Source organism: uncultured Gordonia sp., from assembly GCF_937858515.1.
Lineage (GTDB): Bacteria > Actinomycetota > Actinomycetes > Mycobacteriales > Mycobacteriaceae > Gordonia.
The window spans coordinates 22,594-39,735 of record NZ_CALLZT010000069.1 but is presented as its reverse complement, the minus strand read 5'-3'; the positions used below and the strand labels follow the sequence as shown (position 1 = coordinate 39,735).

Sequence of the window (17,142 nt, the reverse complement as noted above, 5' to 3'; positions counted from 1 at the left end):
GGTGACGAATAGGAGTTTGAGGTCATGGCTGCTAGACTCCCACAGTACGACCGCCCCGGTTCTTGCCGGGGTCGCAAGTGGAGTTCCGCTCCCACCGTCACGACACGGCGATTCCGTCACCGAAGTTGTACGGTCCGGTTCCCAGCCGAGCCATGTCGCATCGCATCAGGTGTGCGTGGGTTCGGGCCGACAGATGTGTCGGTGAACCGGTCGGTATCGGAGCCCTGTGGACATCTGTCCCGGGGCTCTTGTGCTGAGTGCGCATCTCCTGCGGCCCTGCCGAGCAGCCCCCGGCGGTCACCATGAAAGTTTTGATCAAGGAGGCCCCATCAGCACTGAGACCCGCATCAACGAGCGCATCCGCGTACCGGAGGTCCGTCTCGTCGGACCCAATTCGGAGCAGGTGGGCATCGTGCGTGTTGAAGATGCGCTTCGCCTGGCCTACGAGGCCGACCTGGACTTGGTAGAAGTCGCGCCGGACGCCCGGCCGCCCGTGTGCAAGATCATGGACTACGGCAAGTTCAAGTACGAAGCGGCCCAGAAGCAGCGCGAGGCGCGCCGCAACCAGCAGATGACCGTCATCAAGGAGCAGAAGCTCCGTCCGAAGATCGACGACCACGACTACGAGACCAAGAAGGGTCACGTCGTCCGGTTCCTGAAGGACGGGTCCAAGGTGAAGGTCACCATCATGTTCCGCGGGCGTGAGCAGTCTCGTCCCGAACTCGGATACCGACTGTTGCAGCGTCTGGGCAACGACGTCGCCGAGTACGGGTTCGTCGAGACCTCCGCCAAGCAGGACGGTCGCAACATGACGATGGTGCTGGCCCCGCACAAGGGCGCCAAGACCAGGGTCAGGGCCCAGCAGGAGCGCGGTCCGAGACCGCAGCAGCCGGGTCCGGGCAGCGCAGCACCGACCACCTAGCCACATATCATCGTCGGCCTGCGCAACACCGCCGACGACAGCAGCAGTCCCTGCGAACGAGAACGCACCGGGTGACCGGCGCGCGTTCCCGTTCGCTCGAATGAAGGAATATTCATGCCGAAGAGCAAGACCCACAAGGGCACCGCGAAGCGATTCAAGGTGACCGGCAGCGGCAAGATCGTGCGCCAGAAGGCCAACCGTCGCCACCTCCTGGAGCACAAGTCCTCGCGCCGCACTCGCCGTCTCGACGGCGTCGCCGTCGTCAGCGAGAACGACGCCCCCCGCATCAAGCGCCTGCTGAACCGCTGACCGCGGCCCGCTTGAGACCAGATTTCTGACGAGTTAAGAGGATTTAAGACATGGCACGCGTGAAAAGGGCCGTCAACGCCCAGAAGAAGCGTCGGACAACGCTCGAGGCCTCGAAGGGCTACCGCGGCCAGCGGTCGCGCCTGTACCGCAAGGCCAAGGAACAGCAGCTCCACTCGCTGACCTACGCATACCGGGACCGTCGCGCCCGCAAGGGTGAGTTCCGCAAGCTGTGGATCGCGCGTATCAACGCCGCTGCCCGCGCCAACGACATCACCTACAACCGCTTCATCCAGGGCCTCAAGGCCGCCGGTGTCGAGGTTGACCGCAAGGTGCTCGCCGACATCGCCGTCACCGATCCCGCGGCCTTCACCGCGCTGGTCGAGGTGGCCCGCAAGGCACTGCCGGCCGATATCAACGCACCGGCTGCCTGATCGGCGAGTTGTCATAGACAACAAGGCCTTACGACCCGCGATGGACGTTCTCAGCGAACGTTCGTCGCGGGTCGTGTCATATGCGAAGCTGCATCGTTCGTCGGTGCGGCGTAACGAGGGACGATTTCTCGTGGAGGGCGCCAACTCGGTGACCGCCGCGCTCGACTCCGGCCGCGCTGTCGTCGTGCTGGTACGGGCCGACGACGCGGAGCGTCACCAGGATGTTGTGGCTGAAGCCGCTTCTCGTGGGGTGGACGTCCTGTACCTCTCGGACAAGGCCGTCACCAAACTGTCCGAGGCGACGACTCCGCCTGGGATCTTCGCGGTATGCGACCTGCTCGACGCCGACTTGGTTGAGGTGCTGGCGGCGAAACCACGCCTGCTGGCCGTGGCCGTCGAGGCCCGCGAGCCCGGCAACGTCGGCACCATCATCCGCTGCGCCGACGCGATGGGCGCCGATGCCGTTGTGCTGCTCGGTGATTCGGTCGACCCGCACAATGGCAAATGCGTCCGGTCCAGCGCCGGAAGCGTCTTCCACCTGCCGATCGTCCGGGAACGGTCGATCACCGACGGCCTGAACCGGATTCGCGCCGCCGGAATCACCACCTTGGCGACTGCCGCCGACGGCGAACTGTCCCTCGACGACGCGGGCGAGGTACTGGCCCGGCCGACGGCATGGCTGCTCGGCAATGAGGCACACGGCTTGTCCGACGAGGTCCTCATCGCCGCCGATCATCGAGTTTCCATCCCGATCCGCGGCCGCGCCGAAAGCATCAACATCGCCGCGGCGGCCGCCATCTGCCTCTACGAAAGCGCCCGCGTCCAGAACCGATAGCTTCGCGCTCATCGCTTCCGCTCACGCTCTCCCGATCCAGTCGGTGAGCGTCGTCGCATCCGGTGAGCTGAAGCGCCGAGGTGGCCGTGTGCACGAGGTCAGAGATCTAACGTTCGAGACCGTTGCTGTCCGAGTAGCTTAAGTGGATGCCGAATCGCGATGTCGGCTACCTCTACGATGTGGCTCGCAATGCTATGGCGATACCACCTGCCTTCACCGCAGCCGCGAGGGAGGTCCCGACGAGGCGGATCGGGGCGCGAGCAGCAATGTGCTGACGCGCCATAGACGTGCCCGCCAGATCTGTCAGAGTGGTATGGCATATTCAACGCCGTGAATGTGACTCGCGCCCGCCGGTGTCTACAGCTACTGTCCGACGCAGAGATCGATGACCTACTTGTATCCGGGCCGTTCCTTGCTGACGTCGTGCGAAAAAGCGGAAATCGCCGCAATAGCAAGCCTATCGATGTCGAGACGGTGCGGGAATGGCTCAATATCCCAACCCAATCGAATCGCGTTTTAGGAGAGCTCGCGACCAGTTTTCGGAAACATCATGCGACGACGCACAGCACCCACACCGGGTGCGGACCTGGGGTGCAGGCGTTGATCGCCCTCGCCGAGAGCAAGACTGACGATGAGTTCCGGACGGCGCTCGACCAGATCCGCTCGGGCGTACCCTCTGCGCCCGGCGGCCGCCACTCCATCAAGGACTTGGTCTCACAGGACAATTTCGACGAAGCTGTGCGCCTGTTCGCGCAGATGCGCGCGCACGGAGAACAGTTGTCGGAGGTGCTGAGCGCAGCGAAGGAACGCACCCACTCGGGTGGTGCCGTAGACCTGTCCGAAGCGGTCAGCTTGGTCGACGAGTGGAACGTGGCCAGGGTTGATGCGTTCGCCGCACTGACAGCTGACACCCCCGATTCAGACGACGGATTCGAAGTACTTGATATTTTGTTCGAACGTGCTGAATCCGCCCGCGAGAGCGCGGCCCAAGAACAGTTGCAGCGAGAACTGGACCGGCAGGCGAAGCGGGATGAGCTCGACAAGTTCGAGCAATCCCTCATCGGTTTGGGGCCGCTCAAGGACTCGAGCTCGGTGATGGCCACTGCTTACGAGGAAGCGATTGCGCGGATCGCTGAACTCAAGGAACAGTTGACGGCCCTCGAATCGAGGGCCGAGCACGGTGACCCGGTTCAATCTGTTGACGACGCTGGGGCGAACGAGTGCGAATCGGGCCAGGACGTTGTCTCGGCCGACCACTGTCTCGTCGACGTCGAACGGGAAGGCTACGCCCCCGAGCAGGAACCGGAAGCGGGGGGAGAATTCGAGACCGAAGCCGCGGTCGATGCCTCGACTGCCTCCGCGGAGGCCATCGATGTTTCTGACACGCCCGTCCTTGACGAGGTCGTGCCGACCACACAGGCGCAGGCCACTGATGTGCCGGAAGTTGGAAGCGAACAGGTCGATGCCTCCGACGAGGCGGCAGTCGCCGCCGAGCCTGAGGAGATCGTGTCCGCTCGCGGGGACGCTGACGCCAGCGAACCCAACGCGTCCGATAGCGTCGCGGGCGGTGACCAGCCTCCGCTGGTGACGGATGTCGACGTGGCAGGCGAGATCGAAGCTCATCTGGCTGCCTCCCGGTATGGCGCGGCCTGGGCTGTTGCGGCAGCCGCCGTTCGCTCTGCCGCCGACATCGACGCGTACCGATTGGCTGCGGCGGCGTTCCACAGCGGTCCAGGGCGTCTCGAGCCGGTGGAAGTGCTGACTGAGTTCGCAAAGATGGACGATCGTTACTTCTCCGACCCGGACACAGCGCGAGTCGCTGTCGCAGCCCTGCTGCGGGCATCGCTGACCGTTGGGTGGGCACCTACCTCGGAGATGGCGGACGTCATCTCAGCAGCGAACCTCGACATGCCGTGGTCTCAGTTGGTAGTCGCCGCCCAGGATGTCCGGATGTTCGTCCCGGAGCACTTGGCCGTCAACAACGAAGAGCTGAACCTGGAGAAGGTGCAAGCGGAAGCCCTCAAGCGGTTCGACGCATTGACCAAGAAGCGCATCAACTTCACTCGTGCCGACAACGTTCGCCGCTACCTTCTTAGGTCCGGCGAAGTCCTTGGCCGTGCGTTCACAATCGTGGCCGATACGCCCGGCGGCGATCAGGGTCGGAAGGATTTGGCCGCGATCGCCGCCGAACTGGCGAACCCGAACAGGATCATCGCCGCGGCGGATGAAGAAGTCAGCAGCCGGCAGCAGCTGAAAGAGGCGATCATCGGGAACGCACGCAACAGCTTGGACGAGATGATCAGCGAAGTTGCTGAACTTGTCGATCGCGCGCTGACTGCCTCCGTGAAGGTCACCGGTCAGTCAGGAAACTCCGGATCGGACAAGCAAAACGACCTTCTCGCCGCAGCGCGAATGGCACTGTCGAAGGGCAGCAACGGTGGTCCCGGCGCTGCGGCCCTGCGTCAGCTCGCGGCGTGGATACTGTCCGCGGATGTCCATTCGCGTGCTCTTCGGACCGTCGATGAGGTCCTGTTCATCGACACGCTGCCGGCCGTGCATGTACTTCGGAGCAGCGAGGGCGTGCCCGTATTCGAGGGGCTGGCCTCCGCCGACCGCGATCAGGTCATCGCAGACCTACACGACTTCGACAAGCTGTCGGGGGAGCAGCTGGTCAAGGCGTACGTCGCAAGTGGCAATCTGATGGCGGCCGACGCCGCCGCGGCATCCGACCCGGACTTGCTGGCCACAGTCGAATCAGCGCGGGGTGAATGGGTCGGGAAGCTCCGTCGCCGTGTGTCGGAGGCCCGCGGCGACATCATCCAGACCTTCGTCAACGACTACGCGCAGCGCGACCAGGTTAATGCCGAAGCCAAACTCGTCGGCCCATCGAAGTATGACCAGGACAGGTACGACCTCGAGCTGCAGAAGCTGGCTGAGCTGCAGGCCTCGTTGAAGGCGCATCGTGCGGCGACGGCGTCCGATCTGCGTGGAAAGATCGAAGTGCTGGAGACTGTCTCGAAGGAGGACCGCGCGTTCATCGGTGACCGGATCGCCGAAGAGGACTTCGTCGGCGCGCACGAACTGCTGGCGCAGGCCAATGCTGGCAAACCGCTGCCGAAGCTCGTGAACTCCATCGACGGCAACGCTTCTCGGTTCAATCGGTTCCGCGAGATCGTCGCCACGCTGGCGCCAGCCGATATCGACGGCATCATCGATCAGTTCGAGAATGCCAACAATAGGCAAGTGAGCGGTGATCACCGCGGAGAGCTGCGAGCCTGGGCGGAACTCGGTGACCGCAGCGCGAGCCGCAGCAAGCAGACCAAGACCATGGATGCTGTGCTGAACACGATCGGACTGCATCTCAAGACGTTGGGAGACCGGCAGACCGTTGCCGGACGTAACCCGATGTACCAGGTTCACGCGTCTCGGCACGATAAGTCCCTCGTCCCTGGCCTGGGGTCGGAGGCCCCCCACTACCAAGTGGCAGTGGTGAATGATCACGCCACGCTGCGCCAGACGTTGATGGCCTTCCGTCCGCCGATGGGGCCGAACATCGTTCTGGTGAACGGCGTGCTGTCCCTAGACGAACGTCGGCAGTGCCTGGTGGTCTGTCGCCGAGAGAAGATCAGCGCGATCGTCGTGGACCACGCCGTCGCGGCGGCGGTCGTCACGACCTCGCCGCTGTCGTTCTCCGCGACGCAGCAGTTGACACTGCCGTACACGTGCTTCTCCCACTACGCGTCGGCGTCCGGCCACGTCCCGGACGAGGTGTTCGTCGGTCGGCGAAGCGAACAAGCTCAACTTGAAGCGATGACCGGGTCGATGTTCGTCTACGGCGGCCGCCAGCTCGGCAAGTCGGCGCTGTTGCGGAAGATCCAACGGGACTTCGCCGAAGTCGGAGATCAGCAGGCGATCTACATGGACCTGTCGCTGAAGGGGCTAGGTAGCTGGGGCGAGCCGCTTGAGTTCTGGAACGGTCTGTACAGCGAGCTCGCCAGGATCGGCATCGTCGCCCACGATACCCGTGTACACAAGCCTGAGCCGGTCACCAAGGCAATCAGGAAGTGGCTCAAGAACAAGACCGGTCGGCGACTGCTCCTGCTGCTTGATGAGGCCGACAAGTTCCTCGAGGCGGAGTCGGCGATCGGCTTCCCGAACATCAGCCCGCTCAAGGATCTGTTCGACTCCACAGGGGGTCGGTGCAAACCGATCTTCGCCGGCCTCCACAAGGTCCAGCGGCTGCAGAACGTCGCAAACACCCCGCTCGCGCACGGCGGTCAGGACATCCTGATCGGCCCGCTCACCGGTGGTGCTGCCCTCGACCTCGTCGTCGGCCCGTTGCAGGCCTTGGGCTACGACTTCGAAGAACCAACCCTGGTGTGGCGGCTTCTGGCCCACACGCACCTGCAGCCCGGCCCTATCCAGATCGTGGGCATCGGGCTGATCCAGCACCTCGAGGCGAGGGCGCTCGGAGCGGACGAGCCGCTGGTGACGATCACTGCCGCCGACATCGATGCCGTCACGCAGAACCCGAAGATCCGTCGCGACATCGCAGACCGTCTACGCCTGACCATCACGCTCGAAGACCGTTTCCACGTCATCGCGTTGGTGGTGGCCGTCATGGGGATGGAAACGGATTTCCGGGACACCTACACTGCGGCCGAAATCCGCGAGCACTGCGAGCTGTACTGGGAGGACGGGTTCCGCGGGTTGAATACCGCCGAGTTCGACCTGTACCTGGAAGAGATGGAAGGCCTCGGCGTCCTCTCGGCCGACGGCAATGGCAAGTACTCGATGCGGTCGCCGAATATCGTGAACATGCTCGGTTCGAAGAACGAACTCGAGACGGCGCTGCGAGAAAATGAGTTCCAGTTGCCCAATGACTTCAACCCCAAGTCCGCTCGTCGCGAGGTCACCCTCGCATCGGGGCAGTCTGTCCGCAGTCCGCTCACCGAGCAGCAGCTGGCCGAACTGCTCCCCAATGCGGCGACTCACCCGGCGAAGAACTTCGTCATCGTCGGCAGCGCGGCGCTCGGCCTCCACACAGCCATCCCGACGCTCAATGACGTTGCGCTCAACCGAGGGATCAGCCTCACCGTCATCGACGCGGCATCGGACACTGTCGGATCGGAACTCGTCGAGTTCAAGTTTGCTCCAGGAGGCACTGCTCGTCCGCGGTGTCTGATTGTCGACGCCACCACGACCGACCACAGCACCGCGGCGCGCCTGGCTGCCACGGTGGCGTCGATGCGCCGACGGTCCCGTGGGCACCTGATCATCGTGGTCGGGCAGACTGCCTTGGCGGCCGCCCCCAAGTTCTTCGACCATGAGACAGTCGTGGACACGACCATCGTGCACACCAGCCGCTGGACCCGCGACGGGCTGCGGTCATGGCAGGACAACTCCTTCGCGTCTCCGTCGATGCAGTGCAATCTACTCGAGGCGTCGCGGGGGTGGCCGGAGTTGGTCGCTTCGGCCATCGACAACGTCACCGACGGCCAAAGCCACAGTGAGGAACTGGCACGACTCGACCAGTTCCCCGCCGATAAGGCGACTGCCGAACGGTTCCTGTTGTCAGTAGGCATCACCGAAGCGGGCACCCGTGGGCTGCTGCGGACCTGGTACGAGTACACCGACGACAAGTACGAGTCGGTGCCGGAGATCGCCGCAGTGCTTGATACTGACAGCGCCGACATGTACGACCTCATCGAGGAGTTCACCGCGCGGGGCGCCGTTGACCAGGTTGCTGACAATTACCGTGTCGACAAGATCGTGGCACGAGCACTGACCCGACTGGCTACGGCGTGACCCTCGAGGCACTGGCCAGGATGCCGGGGCCAGCAAGATTCGTCGCCGCGGTCGAGGAGGCCGCAGCAACGAATCCTGTCGTGGTTGTCGTCTTTCCTGACCATGCCGTCACCGATGGGACGGCTGACCAGATCCTCGACGAACTGTCGGCCACGATCACTTCGAGCTGTGGCCTCGAGTGCGCCGATGACGTGTTTCCCGTCCGAGTCCTGGCGTCTTTTGGCGCCCGCGGAGCGGAACTGACCGACTACGACGACTGGGACACGATTATCAATTGGACAGGGTGGCACGGTCAGACCGTGATCGTTCCAGCGTGGGAGCACCCCGACGTATCCGACATCATCAACCGTTGGATACCGCAGCCTCGCGCCTCAACTCTCGCACCGGATCGCATCCCTACCCTCTTGATTGCTACGTCCCTCGAGTACACCGACCGCTTGGTGATCGACCGGCTGGACCCGACCGTGGTCAGCGTGCACTGGTGGTGGGGTGTATTCGACCGGCTCGATACCGAACTGCAGCTGTCCACTGTCACAGTTTCGCGGCCGGTGGGCGACCTCGTCGCAGTGGCGGTCATGGTTGAGCTCTCGGGCTGGGACTTGTCTTTCCTGCACAATCTCGTCGACAACTGGGACCGGCGGACCGACAGCGCAGCGGGCGTGGTCGGGCAATGGCGGCAATCCCGCGAATCGATCGACTCAGCAGTGGCTGGCCAATGGGTGCACTACCCCGGGGAGCCGCTGCCAACGTCGCCGCCCCCGCCGATACAAGACGCCTGGCGGACGGGCCGGATCGACCGGTGGGGCCACCACATCCGGTGGGCTCCACACGCGATTGATGAGGCGGAGGTTCACCGCCGATTGTGGCTCGCGCACAATCGTGCGCTCATCGGGCACGTGGATGAAGAACGCACCCACTTCGAGAAGACGATCCGCGACATGATCTCTGACACCGACCTGGCGACACTCGATGACCCAAGTAGCGAGATCATCGAGATCGGGTCGCTGTACTGGCTCAGTCACAAGGCGTCGGTGCGGCTCTCACACGAACAGAAGCGACGGCTCAGGCACTTTCGAGACCTACGCAATGCGTTGGCGCACCAGACTCCTCTCAACGATGTGCAACTGGACGCGACAAGAACGTACCTTGCCTTTTAGTGTCCATCGGGGAGATACAACGCCCGCGCATGAGAGACTCATCGACACCGTGCAGTCGATGTGGGAAAATCCCACATATGGACGGGAAAACGCTTGGCGAGCGGGTTGCCCGGGCACGTGTCGACCTTGACCTCACACAGGAACACCTCGCGAACCGTGTCGGGATCGAACGCACCGCACTGGGCCGTATCGAGAAGGGTGAACGCAAGGTATCGGCCGTGGAACTGGTCGAACTGGCCGCAGCGTTGGGCGTGCCGCTGGCGTGGTTCGTGCGTGACCCGTTGCCGGCTGTGGTGAGTCGACGCACTGATGCGGCACCCTCGCATGAGGTGACCGCCGGGTTGGATCGTCAGCTGGAGCTGTTCTCTGGTGATGTGGCCGCACTGCTCGCTACCGGTGTGATCGCCGGCGAGGACCGTGAACGCGTGTGGCGGCTTCCACGGGATCACACAGAGGCCGAGACGACCGCTGCACAAGTTCGGAAGCATCTTGGCGCCTCCGATACGCCGTTGCTCGACCTTGCCCGAACCGCCGAACGTTTCGGGCTGTACTCGTGTTCGTTGCCGCTCGGTGCCGGTGGTGCTGACGGAGCGCTGGTGGAAGTCGCCGGCGGTGTCGCGGCCGCGGTGATCGATGGTGATCCGAAGGTGGGTCGTCGTCGGATGTCGTTGGCGCACGAACTCGGGCATTGGTTGTTTGGTGACCCGTACGACGTCGGTGCCCAAGACGCTGAGCGCATGATCAACTCGTTCGCCGCGCACTTCCTCGCACCCCGCTCCGGCGTCACAATGGCGTGGGGTTGCGATCCGTCGCGGTCGGTTCGCGACAAAGCGGTGTTCGTCGCCGGAGCGTTTCGGATGTCGTGGACGGCCGCGATCCTGCACCTGCGGAACCTGAACCTGATCACCGACACCGACTACCGCGCTCTGGAAACGCGGCTGCCGGTACCGGGCGAGTTCGCCAAACTCGGCATCACGCTGAACGCAGACGAGTTGAAAGCGCCATCATTGTCACCGGGTATCACCGCCGCGATCATCGAGGCGTACGTGGATCGGCGGATGTCTGCGGCGCGGGCGACGGAACTGCTTCGCGGCAGCCTCGCCGAGGACGAGCTTCCCGAACAGCGGATCGAATCGGCCGCCGACTACGTGAGCCTGTGACCGCCGGCGGCGAATCCCGTTGGGTGATGGACACGTCCACCTTTACCCACTTCTGCCGAGCGAAACGGGAAGATGTCCTGCAGCAACTCGCCCCGCGGGGGTTGATCCTGATCCCCGACAGCGTCGACGTGGAGATCAGCCGCGGCCGCGAGCGTGGCTACGACCTCCCAGACATCGACAGTCTCCCGTGGGTAGAGCGAGGCATCCTCACCGAGGACGAGCAGAATCTGCAGATGCTGATCAAGGTCGACATGCCGTCAGGTGACGTTCCCACGAAGAATCTCGGCGAGTGCGCAGTGCTTGCATGCGCAACAACACGCGGGATGATCGCGGTGATCGACGACGGGGACGCACGAGCGCAGGCACGCGCGCGGAACCTGCGATTCGTGACTACGATGCACATCGTCATCGAGGCATACAAGCGCTCGCGCGACACCGAAGAAGCCGAGCAACTCTATGAAGCCTTGCTCGCGACCGACATGCGCTTGCCGCGGGTCGACAGCGTGATCGGGTGGGCTTACGAGGTGGGTCTGTTGCCGGCCTAGCCGATCGCGCCGGACAAAAAGATGTCCTCGCCGCCGCCGACCATCGTGTGTCCATCCCGATTCGCGGCCGCGCCCAAAGCCTCGATGTCGCCGCAGCAGCCGCTATCTGCCTCCACTAAAGCGTCCGTGTCAAGGCAGATAGGCGAACTGACGTAAGGGCTGAATGTCGTAACCGGCCAGTACAAAGAGCCCATGGGATACATGGGAAAAGAGAACAGTCCCGTGGTGACCACCCGGGCACGGACCGCTTCGTCGGCCTGCGGCCCGGCCGTTCTCGCCGGTCGACTAGTCTTTATGGGGTCCAATCGGGCACATCCAGCGACAACAACGAGGAGATCGCCGACCGTGGCCAACTCTGACGCCCCCACTGCGGGCGGAACCTTGACGTTCCCGGAACCGGCTGAGCTCGATGCCGCCGCGTCGGCTGCGATCGAGGCGTTTGCCGCTGTTGCCGATCTCGACAGCCTTGCAGAGGCCAAGACGGCGCATCTGGGTGACAAGTCGCCGATCGCGCTGGCCCGCCGCGCGCTGGGCAGCATCCCCAAGGAACAGCGGTCCGCAGCCGGCAAGCTCGTCAACGAGGCGCGCGGCAAGGTCAATGCGGCCCTCGACGCCCGCACCGCGGTACTGCACGCCGAACGCGACGCAGCGGTGCTGGTTGCGGAGTCCGTCGACGTCACTTTGCCGAGTGCCCGTCGCCGGGTCGGTGCGCGTCACCCGATCACGGTGATCGCCGAGCAGGTGGCGGACGTGTTCATCGGCATGGGCTGGGAGATCGCCGAAGGCCCCGAGGTGGAGACCGAACACCACAACTTCGACGCCCTCAACTTCCTGCCCGACCATCCGGCGCGTTCGATGCAGGACACCTTCTACATCGCACCCGAGGGTTCGCGGCAGGTGCTGCGCACCCATACCTCGCCCGTGCAGGTGCGCTCGATGCTCACCCGCGAGCTGCCGATCTATGTGGCCTGCCCGGGCCGCACCTTCCGCACCGATGAACTCGACGCCACCCACACCCCGGTGTTCCATCAGATCGAAGGCCTGGCCATCGACAAGGGGCTGACCCTGGCAAATCTGCGCGGCACCTTGGAGGTGTTCGCCAAGGCGCTGTTCGGTCCCGACACCACCACCCGGATGCGGCCGAGCTACTTCCCGTTCACCGAGCCGTCCGCCGAGGTCGACGTGTGGTTCCCCGGCAAGAAGGGCGGCGCGGGCTGGGTCGAATGGGGTGGCTGCGGCATGGTCAACCCGAATGTGTTGCGCGCCAGCGGAATCGACCCCGATGTCTACTCCGGGTTCGCCTTCGGTATGGGTCTGGAACGCACGCTGCAGTTCCGCAACGATCTTCCCGACATGCGCGACATGGTCGAGGGTGACGTCCGCTTCACCCAGCCGTTCGGCCCCGCAGTCTGATCACACGACCACCACTTTTCGACGAAAGTAGCTGACTTCACGTGCGTGCTCCACTGTCTTGGTTCACCGACGTCCTCCGGCATGGCGACCCGGCCTGGTCGGCCACCGCCGCCGAGGTGGACGCCGGTTTCGTGCGCGTCGGCTTCGAGATCGAAGACGTCGAACCGTTCCCGGAGATCACCGGCCCGCTGATCGTCGGCCGCGTCGAAGCCATCGAGGAACTGACCGAATTCAAGAAGCCGATCCGCTTCTGCCAGGTCGACGTGGGTGAGGAGCAGCCGCGCGGCATCGTGTGCGGTGCCCGCAACTTCGCCGAGGGCGACCTGATCGTGGCGGCGCTGCCCGGTGTGGTGCTGCCCGGGCCGTTCGCGATCGCCGCCCGCAAGACCTACGGCAAGACCTCCGACGGCATGATCTGCTCGGTCGCCGAGATGGGGATCGGCGCAGACGCGTCGGGCATCCTCGTGCTCGCTCCCGGTACCGCGGAACCCGGCGCCGACGCCCGCGAGGTGCTGGGTCTGGCCGACACCGCCATCGACATCAACGTGACCCCCGACCGCGGTTACGCGTTCTCGGTGCGTGGCCTCGGCCGCGAGCTTGCCGGCAGCTTCGGCGTGCCGTTCGTCGATCCGGGTGCCGGCCGCCCGACGCTTGCCGACGACGGCAGCCGGGATGCGTGGCCAGTGGCGATCGAGCCCGATTCGGCGGCTACCCGCTACACCGCCCGCGTCATCACCGGCGTCGACGCCGCGGCGGTGTCACCGTGGTGGATGCAGAAACGTCTGCTCGTTGCCGGGATCCGGCCGATCTCCGCGATCGTCGACATCACCAACTACGTGATGATCGAACTCGGCCAGCCGCTGCACGCGTTCGACGCCGACAAGATCACCGGCACCATCACCGTCCGGTCGGCGGCATCGGGGGAGACGCTGACCACCCTCGACGGCGCCGAACGCGCTCTCGATCCCGAGGATGTGGTGATCGCCGACGAGTCCGGGCCGATCGCCCTCGCCGGTGTGATGGGTGGTGGTTCCACCGAGGTGTCCGCCGACACCACCACGGTGCTGCTGGAGTCGGCGACATTCGATCAGGTACGGGTGTTCCGCACCGGTAAGCGGCACAAGCTGACCTCCGAGGCGTCCAAGCGCTTCGAGCGGATCGTGGACCCGGAGATCACCGTCGCCGCCTCCGATCGTGCTGCCGAGCTGATCGTCGAGATCGCCGGGGGTGTGATCGCCTCCCCGCTGGCCGGTGTGCGCGTCGACACCGAGCCGGCTGTGCCCATCACCATCGCCGCCGACGAGCCGGACAAGGTCGCCGGTATCACCTACGAGCCGGGCACCACCGCCAAACGGCTCGCCGAGGTCGGATGTGCCGTCTCTGGCACCGATCCACTGACGGTTACCCCCGCGTCGTGGCGTCCCGACCTGCGCGAACGTGCCGACCTCGTCGAGGAGGTGCTGCGCCTGGAGGGTCTGGAGCTGATCCCGGCCGTCCCGCCGAGGGCACCCGCCGGCACCGGGCTCACCGCGGCCCAGCGCCGTCGCCGCGGCATCGGCCGGGTACTGGCCGTCGACGGTTTCACCGAGGTACTGCCGTACCCGTTCATGCCCGCCGGCGTGTTCGACCAGTGGGGCCTGGCCCCCGACACCGAGCGTCGCCGCACCGTCAAGGTGCTCAATCCGCTCGAGCGAGACCGTCCGGAACTCAACACCACGTTGCTGCCGGGCCTGCTGGAAATGACCACCCGCAACATCGCCCGCGGACAACGTGATCTGGCACTCTTCACTATCGGGCAGGTCGTCATCGCCGGGGACAACGTCACTTCGGTCGACGCTCTCGACGTGACCAAGCGTCCCGACGACGCCGAGATCGCCGCCCTCGACGCATCGCTTCCCCGTCAGCCGCTGTACGTGGCCGGTGTGCTGACCGGTCTGCGTGATCCGGCCGGACCGTGGGGGCCGGGCCGCACCGCCGACTACCTGGACGCTTTCGAAGCCGTCCGTACCGTCGCCGGAGCAGCGAGTGTCCAGATCGAGCTGGCAGCTGCGGACTTCGCCCCCTGGCATCCGGGCCGCTGTGCCGCCGTGATCATCGACGGTGTGACCGTCGGCCATGCCGGTGAGCTGCATCCGGCGATCCTGGAGCGGGCCGGTCTGCCGAAGCGCCTGTGCGCCTTCGAGATCGACGTCGACGCCCTGCCGCTGACCACTGTGCTGCCCTCACCCAAGGTGTCGGTGTTCCCAGCCGTCCTGCAGGACGTGGCCGTCGTCGTCGATGCGTCGGTGCCGTCAGCCGACGTCGCCGACGCGTTGCGCGACGGTGCCGGCGACCTGCTGGAGTCGCTCGAACTGTTCGACGTTTTCACCGGTGACCAGGTGGGCGCAGGCAACAAGTCCCTCGCGTTCGCGCTGCGCTTCCGCGCCGGTGACCGCACCCTCACCGAGGACGAGGCCAACGCCGCCAAACTCGCCGCCGTCGACGAGGCCGGCAGCCGTGTCGGAGCCCGTTTGCGCTGAACGTCGGTCGTCCGGTTCGCGGCTGCACGCCCGTGGTGCAATTGTCAGAATTGCCGCTTTGGCTCGAATTCGCCGGTGGCGGTTGGCCGTTCGGAGCGTCGTATAAAGGGCTGAACATCTGAGTAGTACTAAGGCGCGGCTGTCGCTATGCCTGAAAATGGGCGAATGACTTATTCAGTGGCCCCTGTTGCGAGGATCGGTGTCATCGACGACCACGAACAGATCATTCGTGGCCTTCGGGCGACGCTGGACGAACAGGCCGACCTGAAGATGGTCGTGGGTACCGGCACCGTCGGTGAGCTCCTGGACGAATGTGCCAAGGGAACCGACGTCGATCTCGTTCTGCTCGATCTGCGGCTGGACGATGGCAGCTCACCGTTGGCGAACATCAATGCGCTGACTGAGGCGGGAATACCGACCCTCGTGTACACCTCTGCCGACGAGGTCTATCTGGTACGTCAGGCGGCATCGGCCGGTGTGCTCGGCGTGGTTCGCAAGAACGCGCGCGAAAGTGAACTTCTCGAAGCGATACGCGGAGCGTTGGCCGGCGACGTCGCGCCCGGGATCGACTGGGCGGCCGCGATCGAGTCCGACCGCACGTTCGTCAGCCTGTCGCCGCAGCTCCGACGGGTGCTGGAACTGTATGCGGCGGGGGAGTCGGGTGATCGCGTGGCCCGCGAGCTGGGAATCGCCCGGGAGACGGTGACCGATTATGTCAACCGCATTCGTGTCCGATACAAGGAAGCCGGGCGCCCGGCCCCCACCAAGACGGATCTGTACAAGCGCGCAATCGAGGACGGATTGCTGCCGATACCGCGTCAATCGCGGTGACGATCGTCGGGAGTACGGGACTGCGTCCGTCGGCACGGCAGTCCGGTATTGCCGACAGGTCGGACGAACTCGCCGGGCGCCGGATTCTGCGCCGGATGTCCGTGTTCATAGCTGTCGGCTACGCCGCATACGCGGCGGAGAGTATCGCCCCGATCTTCGAGGCGTCGTCTGTGATGTCCACGTGGTGGACAGCCACGGCGGCGGTCCTGATCTTTGGTACAGGTTTGGCGATGGCACCGATGGCGTGGCGTGCGGATCTGACTCGGTTACGGGTCGCCGCGTTCGCTGCCGCAGCCGGTTACGCGATCGCGCTCGGCCTGTGGTGGTTCGGCTGGAACGGTGAACGACTCGACGCGATCGGCGGAATCTGGTTCTCCAACTTCCCCGGCCTGGCAGCCGCGGCGATGGCCTTGGCGTGCCGCGCGCGGATCGCCATCGGCTATCTGCTTCTCGTGGTCGCCGGTGCCCTGACCATCAGCCACCAGGTGCGATCCCCCGAACGGAACAGCCCCCTGATCCCGGACGTCGCGTGGGCGTTCGCCTTCTCGCTGGTGTTCGTCGCCGCCACCAGCATGGCCCGCCGCACCGCACAGATCCTCGATTCCACGCGCCGGGATGCCTATCGGGCCGCGGCTCAGGGCGCCGACGCGCAGGCGCGCGCCGATGAACGCAACCGGTTCGCCGCGCTGACCCACGACACGGTGATGGCGAGTCTGCTGGTAGCGGCCCGCCGTGGCGCGGCGCCGGAATTGGCGAGCGAGGCCTCGGCGGCACTCGCCGCGCTGGACGCGCCGACGGGTGGCACCGAGGGAGTGACGATATCGCCGGAGACGATGGTGCATGGGATTCGTGCAGCAGTGGCGCTGGTGGAACCGGCGCAGATCACGACTGCCGACGTCGATGATTCGGGGAGCGTTCCCCAACAGGTCGCCACCGCGATGGCCGGTGCCGCCGCCGAGGCGGTGCGGAACACGCGTCGGCATGCCGGCGCCGGGGCGCACGTGAGTGTCGACGTGCGAGTTGACTCATCGGGCGTGCAGGTAGTGGTGGCCGACGACGGCGTCGGGTTCGACCCGGACCAGGTTCCGTCATCGCGGCTGGGAATCGCGGTCAGCATCAGGCGACGGATGGAAGCCCTGAACGGCGGGTCGGCACAGTTGTTGTCGGCGCCGGGCGCCGGAACGATCGTCGTTCTGGAATGGGGCAGGTGAC

General features: G+C 65.1%; 12 protein-coding genes and 1 pseudogene. All 13 read left to right on the top strand.

Features of this window, described 5'->3' with window-relative positions:
• Positions 1–268: 268 nt before the first annotated feature.
• The 13 genes and pseudogenes from infC to Q0627_RS06255 all read left to right on the top strand — a co-directional run bounded on the left by infC (position 269) and on the right by Q0627_RS06255 (position 17,141).
• Positions 269–922 (top strand): translation initiation factor IF-3, encoded by a 654-nt coding sequence (gene infC, locus Q0627_RS06315; RefSeq protein ID WP_291014141.1) that lies wholly within the window; start codon positions 269–271, stop codon positions 920–922.
• Positions 923–1,036: 114 nt separating this feature from the next.
• On the top strand, positions 1,037–1,231 hold the full coding sequence (gene rpmI, locus Q0627_RS06310; protein ID WP_005178720.1) for a 50S ribosomal protein L35: 195 nt from the start codon (positions 1,037–1,039) through the stop codon (positions 1,229–1,231).
• Positions 1,232–1,281: 50 nt separating this feature from the next.
• Complete coding sequence (gene rplT, locus Q0627_RS06305; protein ID WP_298808469.1) at positions 1,282–1,662, top strand: 50S ribosomal protein L20; 381 nt, start codon at positions 1,282–1,284, stop codon at positions 1,660–1,662.
• A 40-nt stretch (positions 1,663–1,702) separates the two neighbouring features.
• Positions 1,703–2,497: an RNA methyltransferase gene (locus tag Q0627_RS06300; protein WP_298808464.1), complete on the top strand. Its 795-nt coding sequence runs from the start codon at positions 1,703–1,705 to the stop codon at positions 2,495–2,497.
• Between the two features lie 591 nt (positions 2,498–3,088).
• Positions 3,089–8,305 carry an ATP-binding protein gene (locus Q0627_RS06295; protein ID WP_298808462.1) on the top strand — a complete coding sequence of 1,739 codons (5,217 nt, stop codon included), beginning with the start codon at positions 3,089–3,091 and terminating at the stop codon, positions 8,303–8,305.
• Complete coding sequence (locus Q0627_RS06290; RefSeq protein WP_291011447.1) at positions 8,302–9,462, top strand: hypothetical protein; 1,161 nt, start codon at positions 8,302–8,304, stop codon at positions 9,460–9,462. Before Q0627_RS06295 ends, Q0627_RS06290 begins: the two co-directional genes overlap by 4 nt.
• 77 nt (positions 9,463–9,539) lie before the next feature.
• Complete coding sequence (locus Q0627_RS06285) at positions 9,540–10,622, top strand: XRE family transcriptional regulator (RefSeq protein WP_298808457.1); 1,083 nt, start codon at positions 9,540–9,542, stop codon at positions 10,620–10,622.
• Positions 10,623–10,648: 26 nt separating this feature from the next.
• Positions 10,649–11,167, top strand: coding sequence for a hypothetical protein (locus tag Q0627_RS06280; RefSeq protein WP_298808454.1), 519 nt, complete (start codon positions 10,649–10,651; stop codon positions 11,165–11,167).
• A gap of 20 nt (positions 11,168–11,187) precedes the next feature.
• Positions 11,188–11,286, top strand: a pseudogene (locus Q0627_RS06275) (RNA methyltransferase); the annotation flags it as partial.
• A gap of 226 nt (positions 11,287–11,512) precedes the next feature.
• On the top strand, positions 11,513–12,580 hold the full coding sequence (gene pheS / locus Q0627_RS06270; protein WP_291011596.1) for a phenylalanine--tRNA ligase subunit alpha: 1,068 nt from the start codon (positions 11,513–11,515) through the stop codon (positions 12,578–12,580).
• Positions 12,581–12,621: 41 nt separating this feature from the next.
• Positions 12,622–15,099, top strand: a complete 2,478-nt coding sequence (gene pheT, locus Q0627_RS06265) for a phenylalanine--tRNA ligase subunit beta (RefSeq protein ID WP_298808450.1) — start codon at positions 12,622–12,624, stop codon at positions 15,097–15,099.
• 165 nt (positions 15,100–15,264) lie between these two features.
• On the top strand, positions 15,265–15,930 hold the full coding sequence (locus Q0627_RS06260) for a response regulator (protein ID WP_298808447.1): 666 nt from the start codon (positions 15,265–15,267) through the stop codon (positions 15,928–15,930).
• Positions 15,927–17,141, top strand: a complete 1,215-nt coding sequence (locus Q0627_RS06255; RefSeq protein WP_291014157.1) for a sensor histidine kinase — start codon at positions 15,927–15,929, stop codon at positions 17,139–17,141. Before Q0627_RS06260 ends, Q0627_RS06255 begins: the two co-directional genes overlap by 4 nt.
• The last annotated feature ends 1 nt before the right edge of the window (position 17,142 follow it).

What these genes read in the sequence shown, in the direction of transcription:
- Q0627_RS06300 (WP_298808464.1), top strand. Translation starts at nt 1,703, where the DNA reads ATGGACGTTCTCAGCGAACGTTCGTCGCGGGTCGTGTCATATGCGAAG.
- Q0627_RS06280 (WP_298808454.1), top strand. Translation starts at nt 10,649, where the DNA reads ATGGACACGTCCACCTTTACCCACTTCTGCCGAGCGAAACGGGAAGAT.
- rpmI (WP_005178720.1), top strand. Translation starts at nt 1,037, where the DNA reads ATGCCGAAGAGCAAGACCCACAAGGGCACCGCGAAGCGATTCAAGGTG.
- Q0627_RS06260 (WP_298808447.1), top strand. Translation starts at nt 15,265, where the DNA reads ATGACTTATTCAGTGGCCCCTGTTGCGAGGATCGGTGTCATCGACGAC.
- rplT (WP_298808469.1), top strand. Translation starts at nt 1,282, where the DNA reads ATGGCACGCGTGAAAAGGGCCGTCAACGCCCAGAAGAAGCGTCGGACA.
- Q0627_RS06285 (WP_298808457.1), top strand. Translation starts at nt 9,540, where the DNA reads ATGGACGGGAAAACGCTTGGCGAGCGGGTTGCCCGGGCACGTGTCGAC.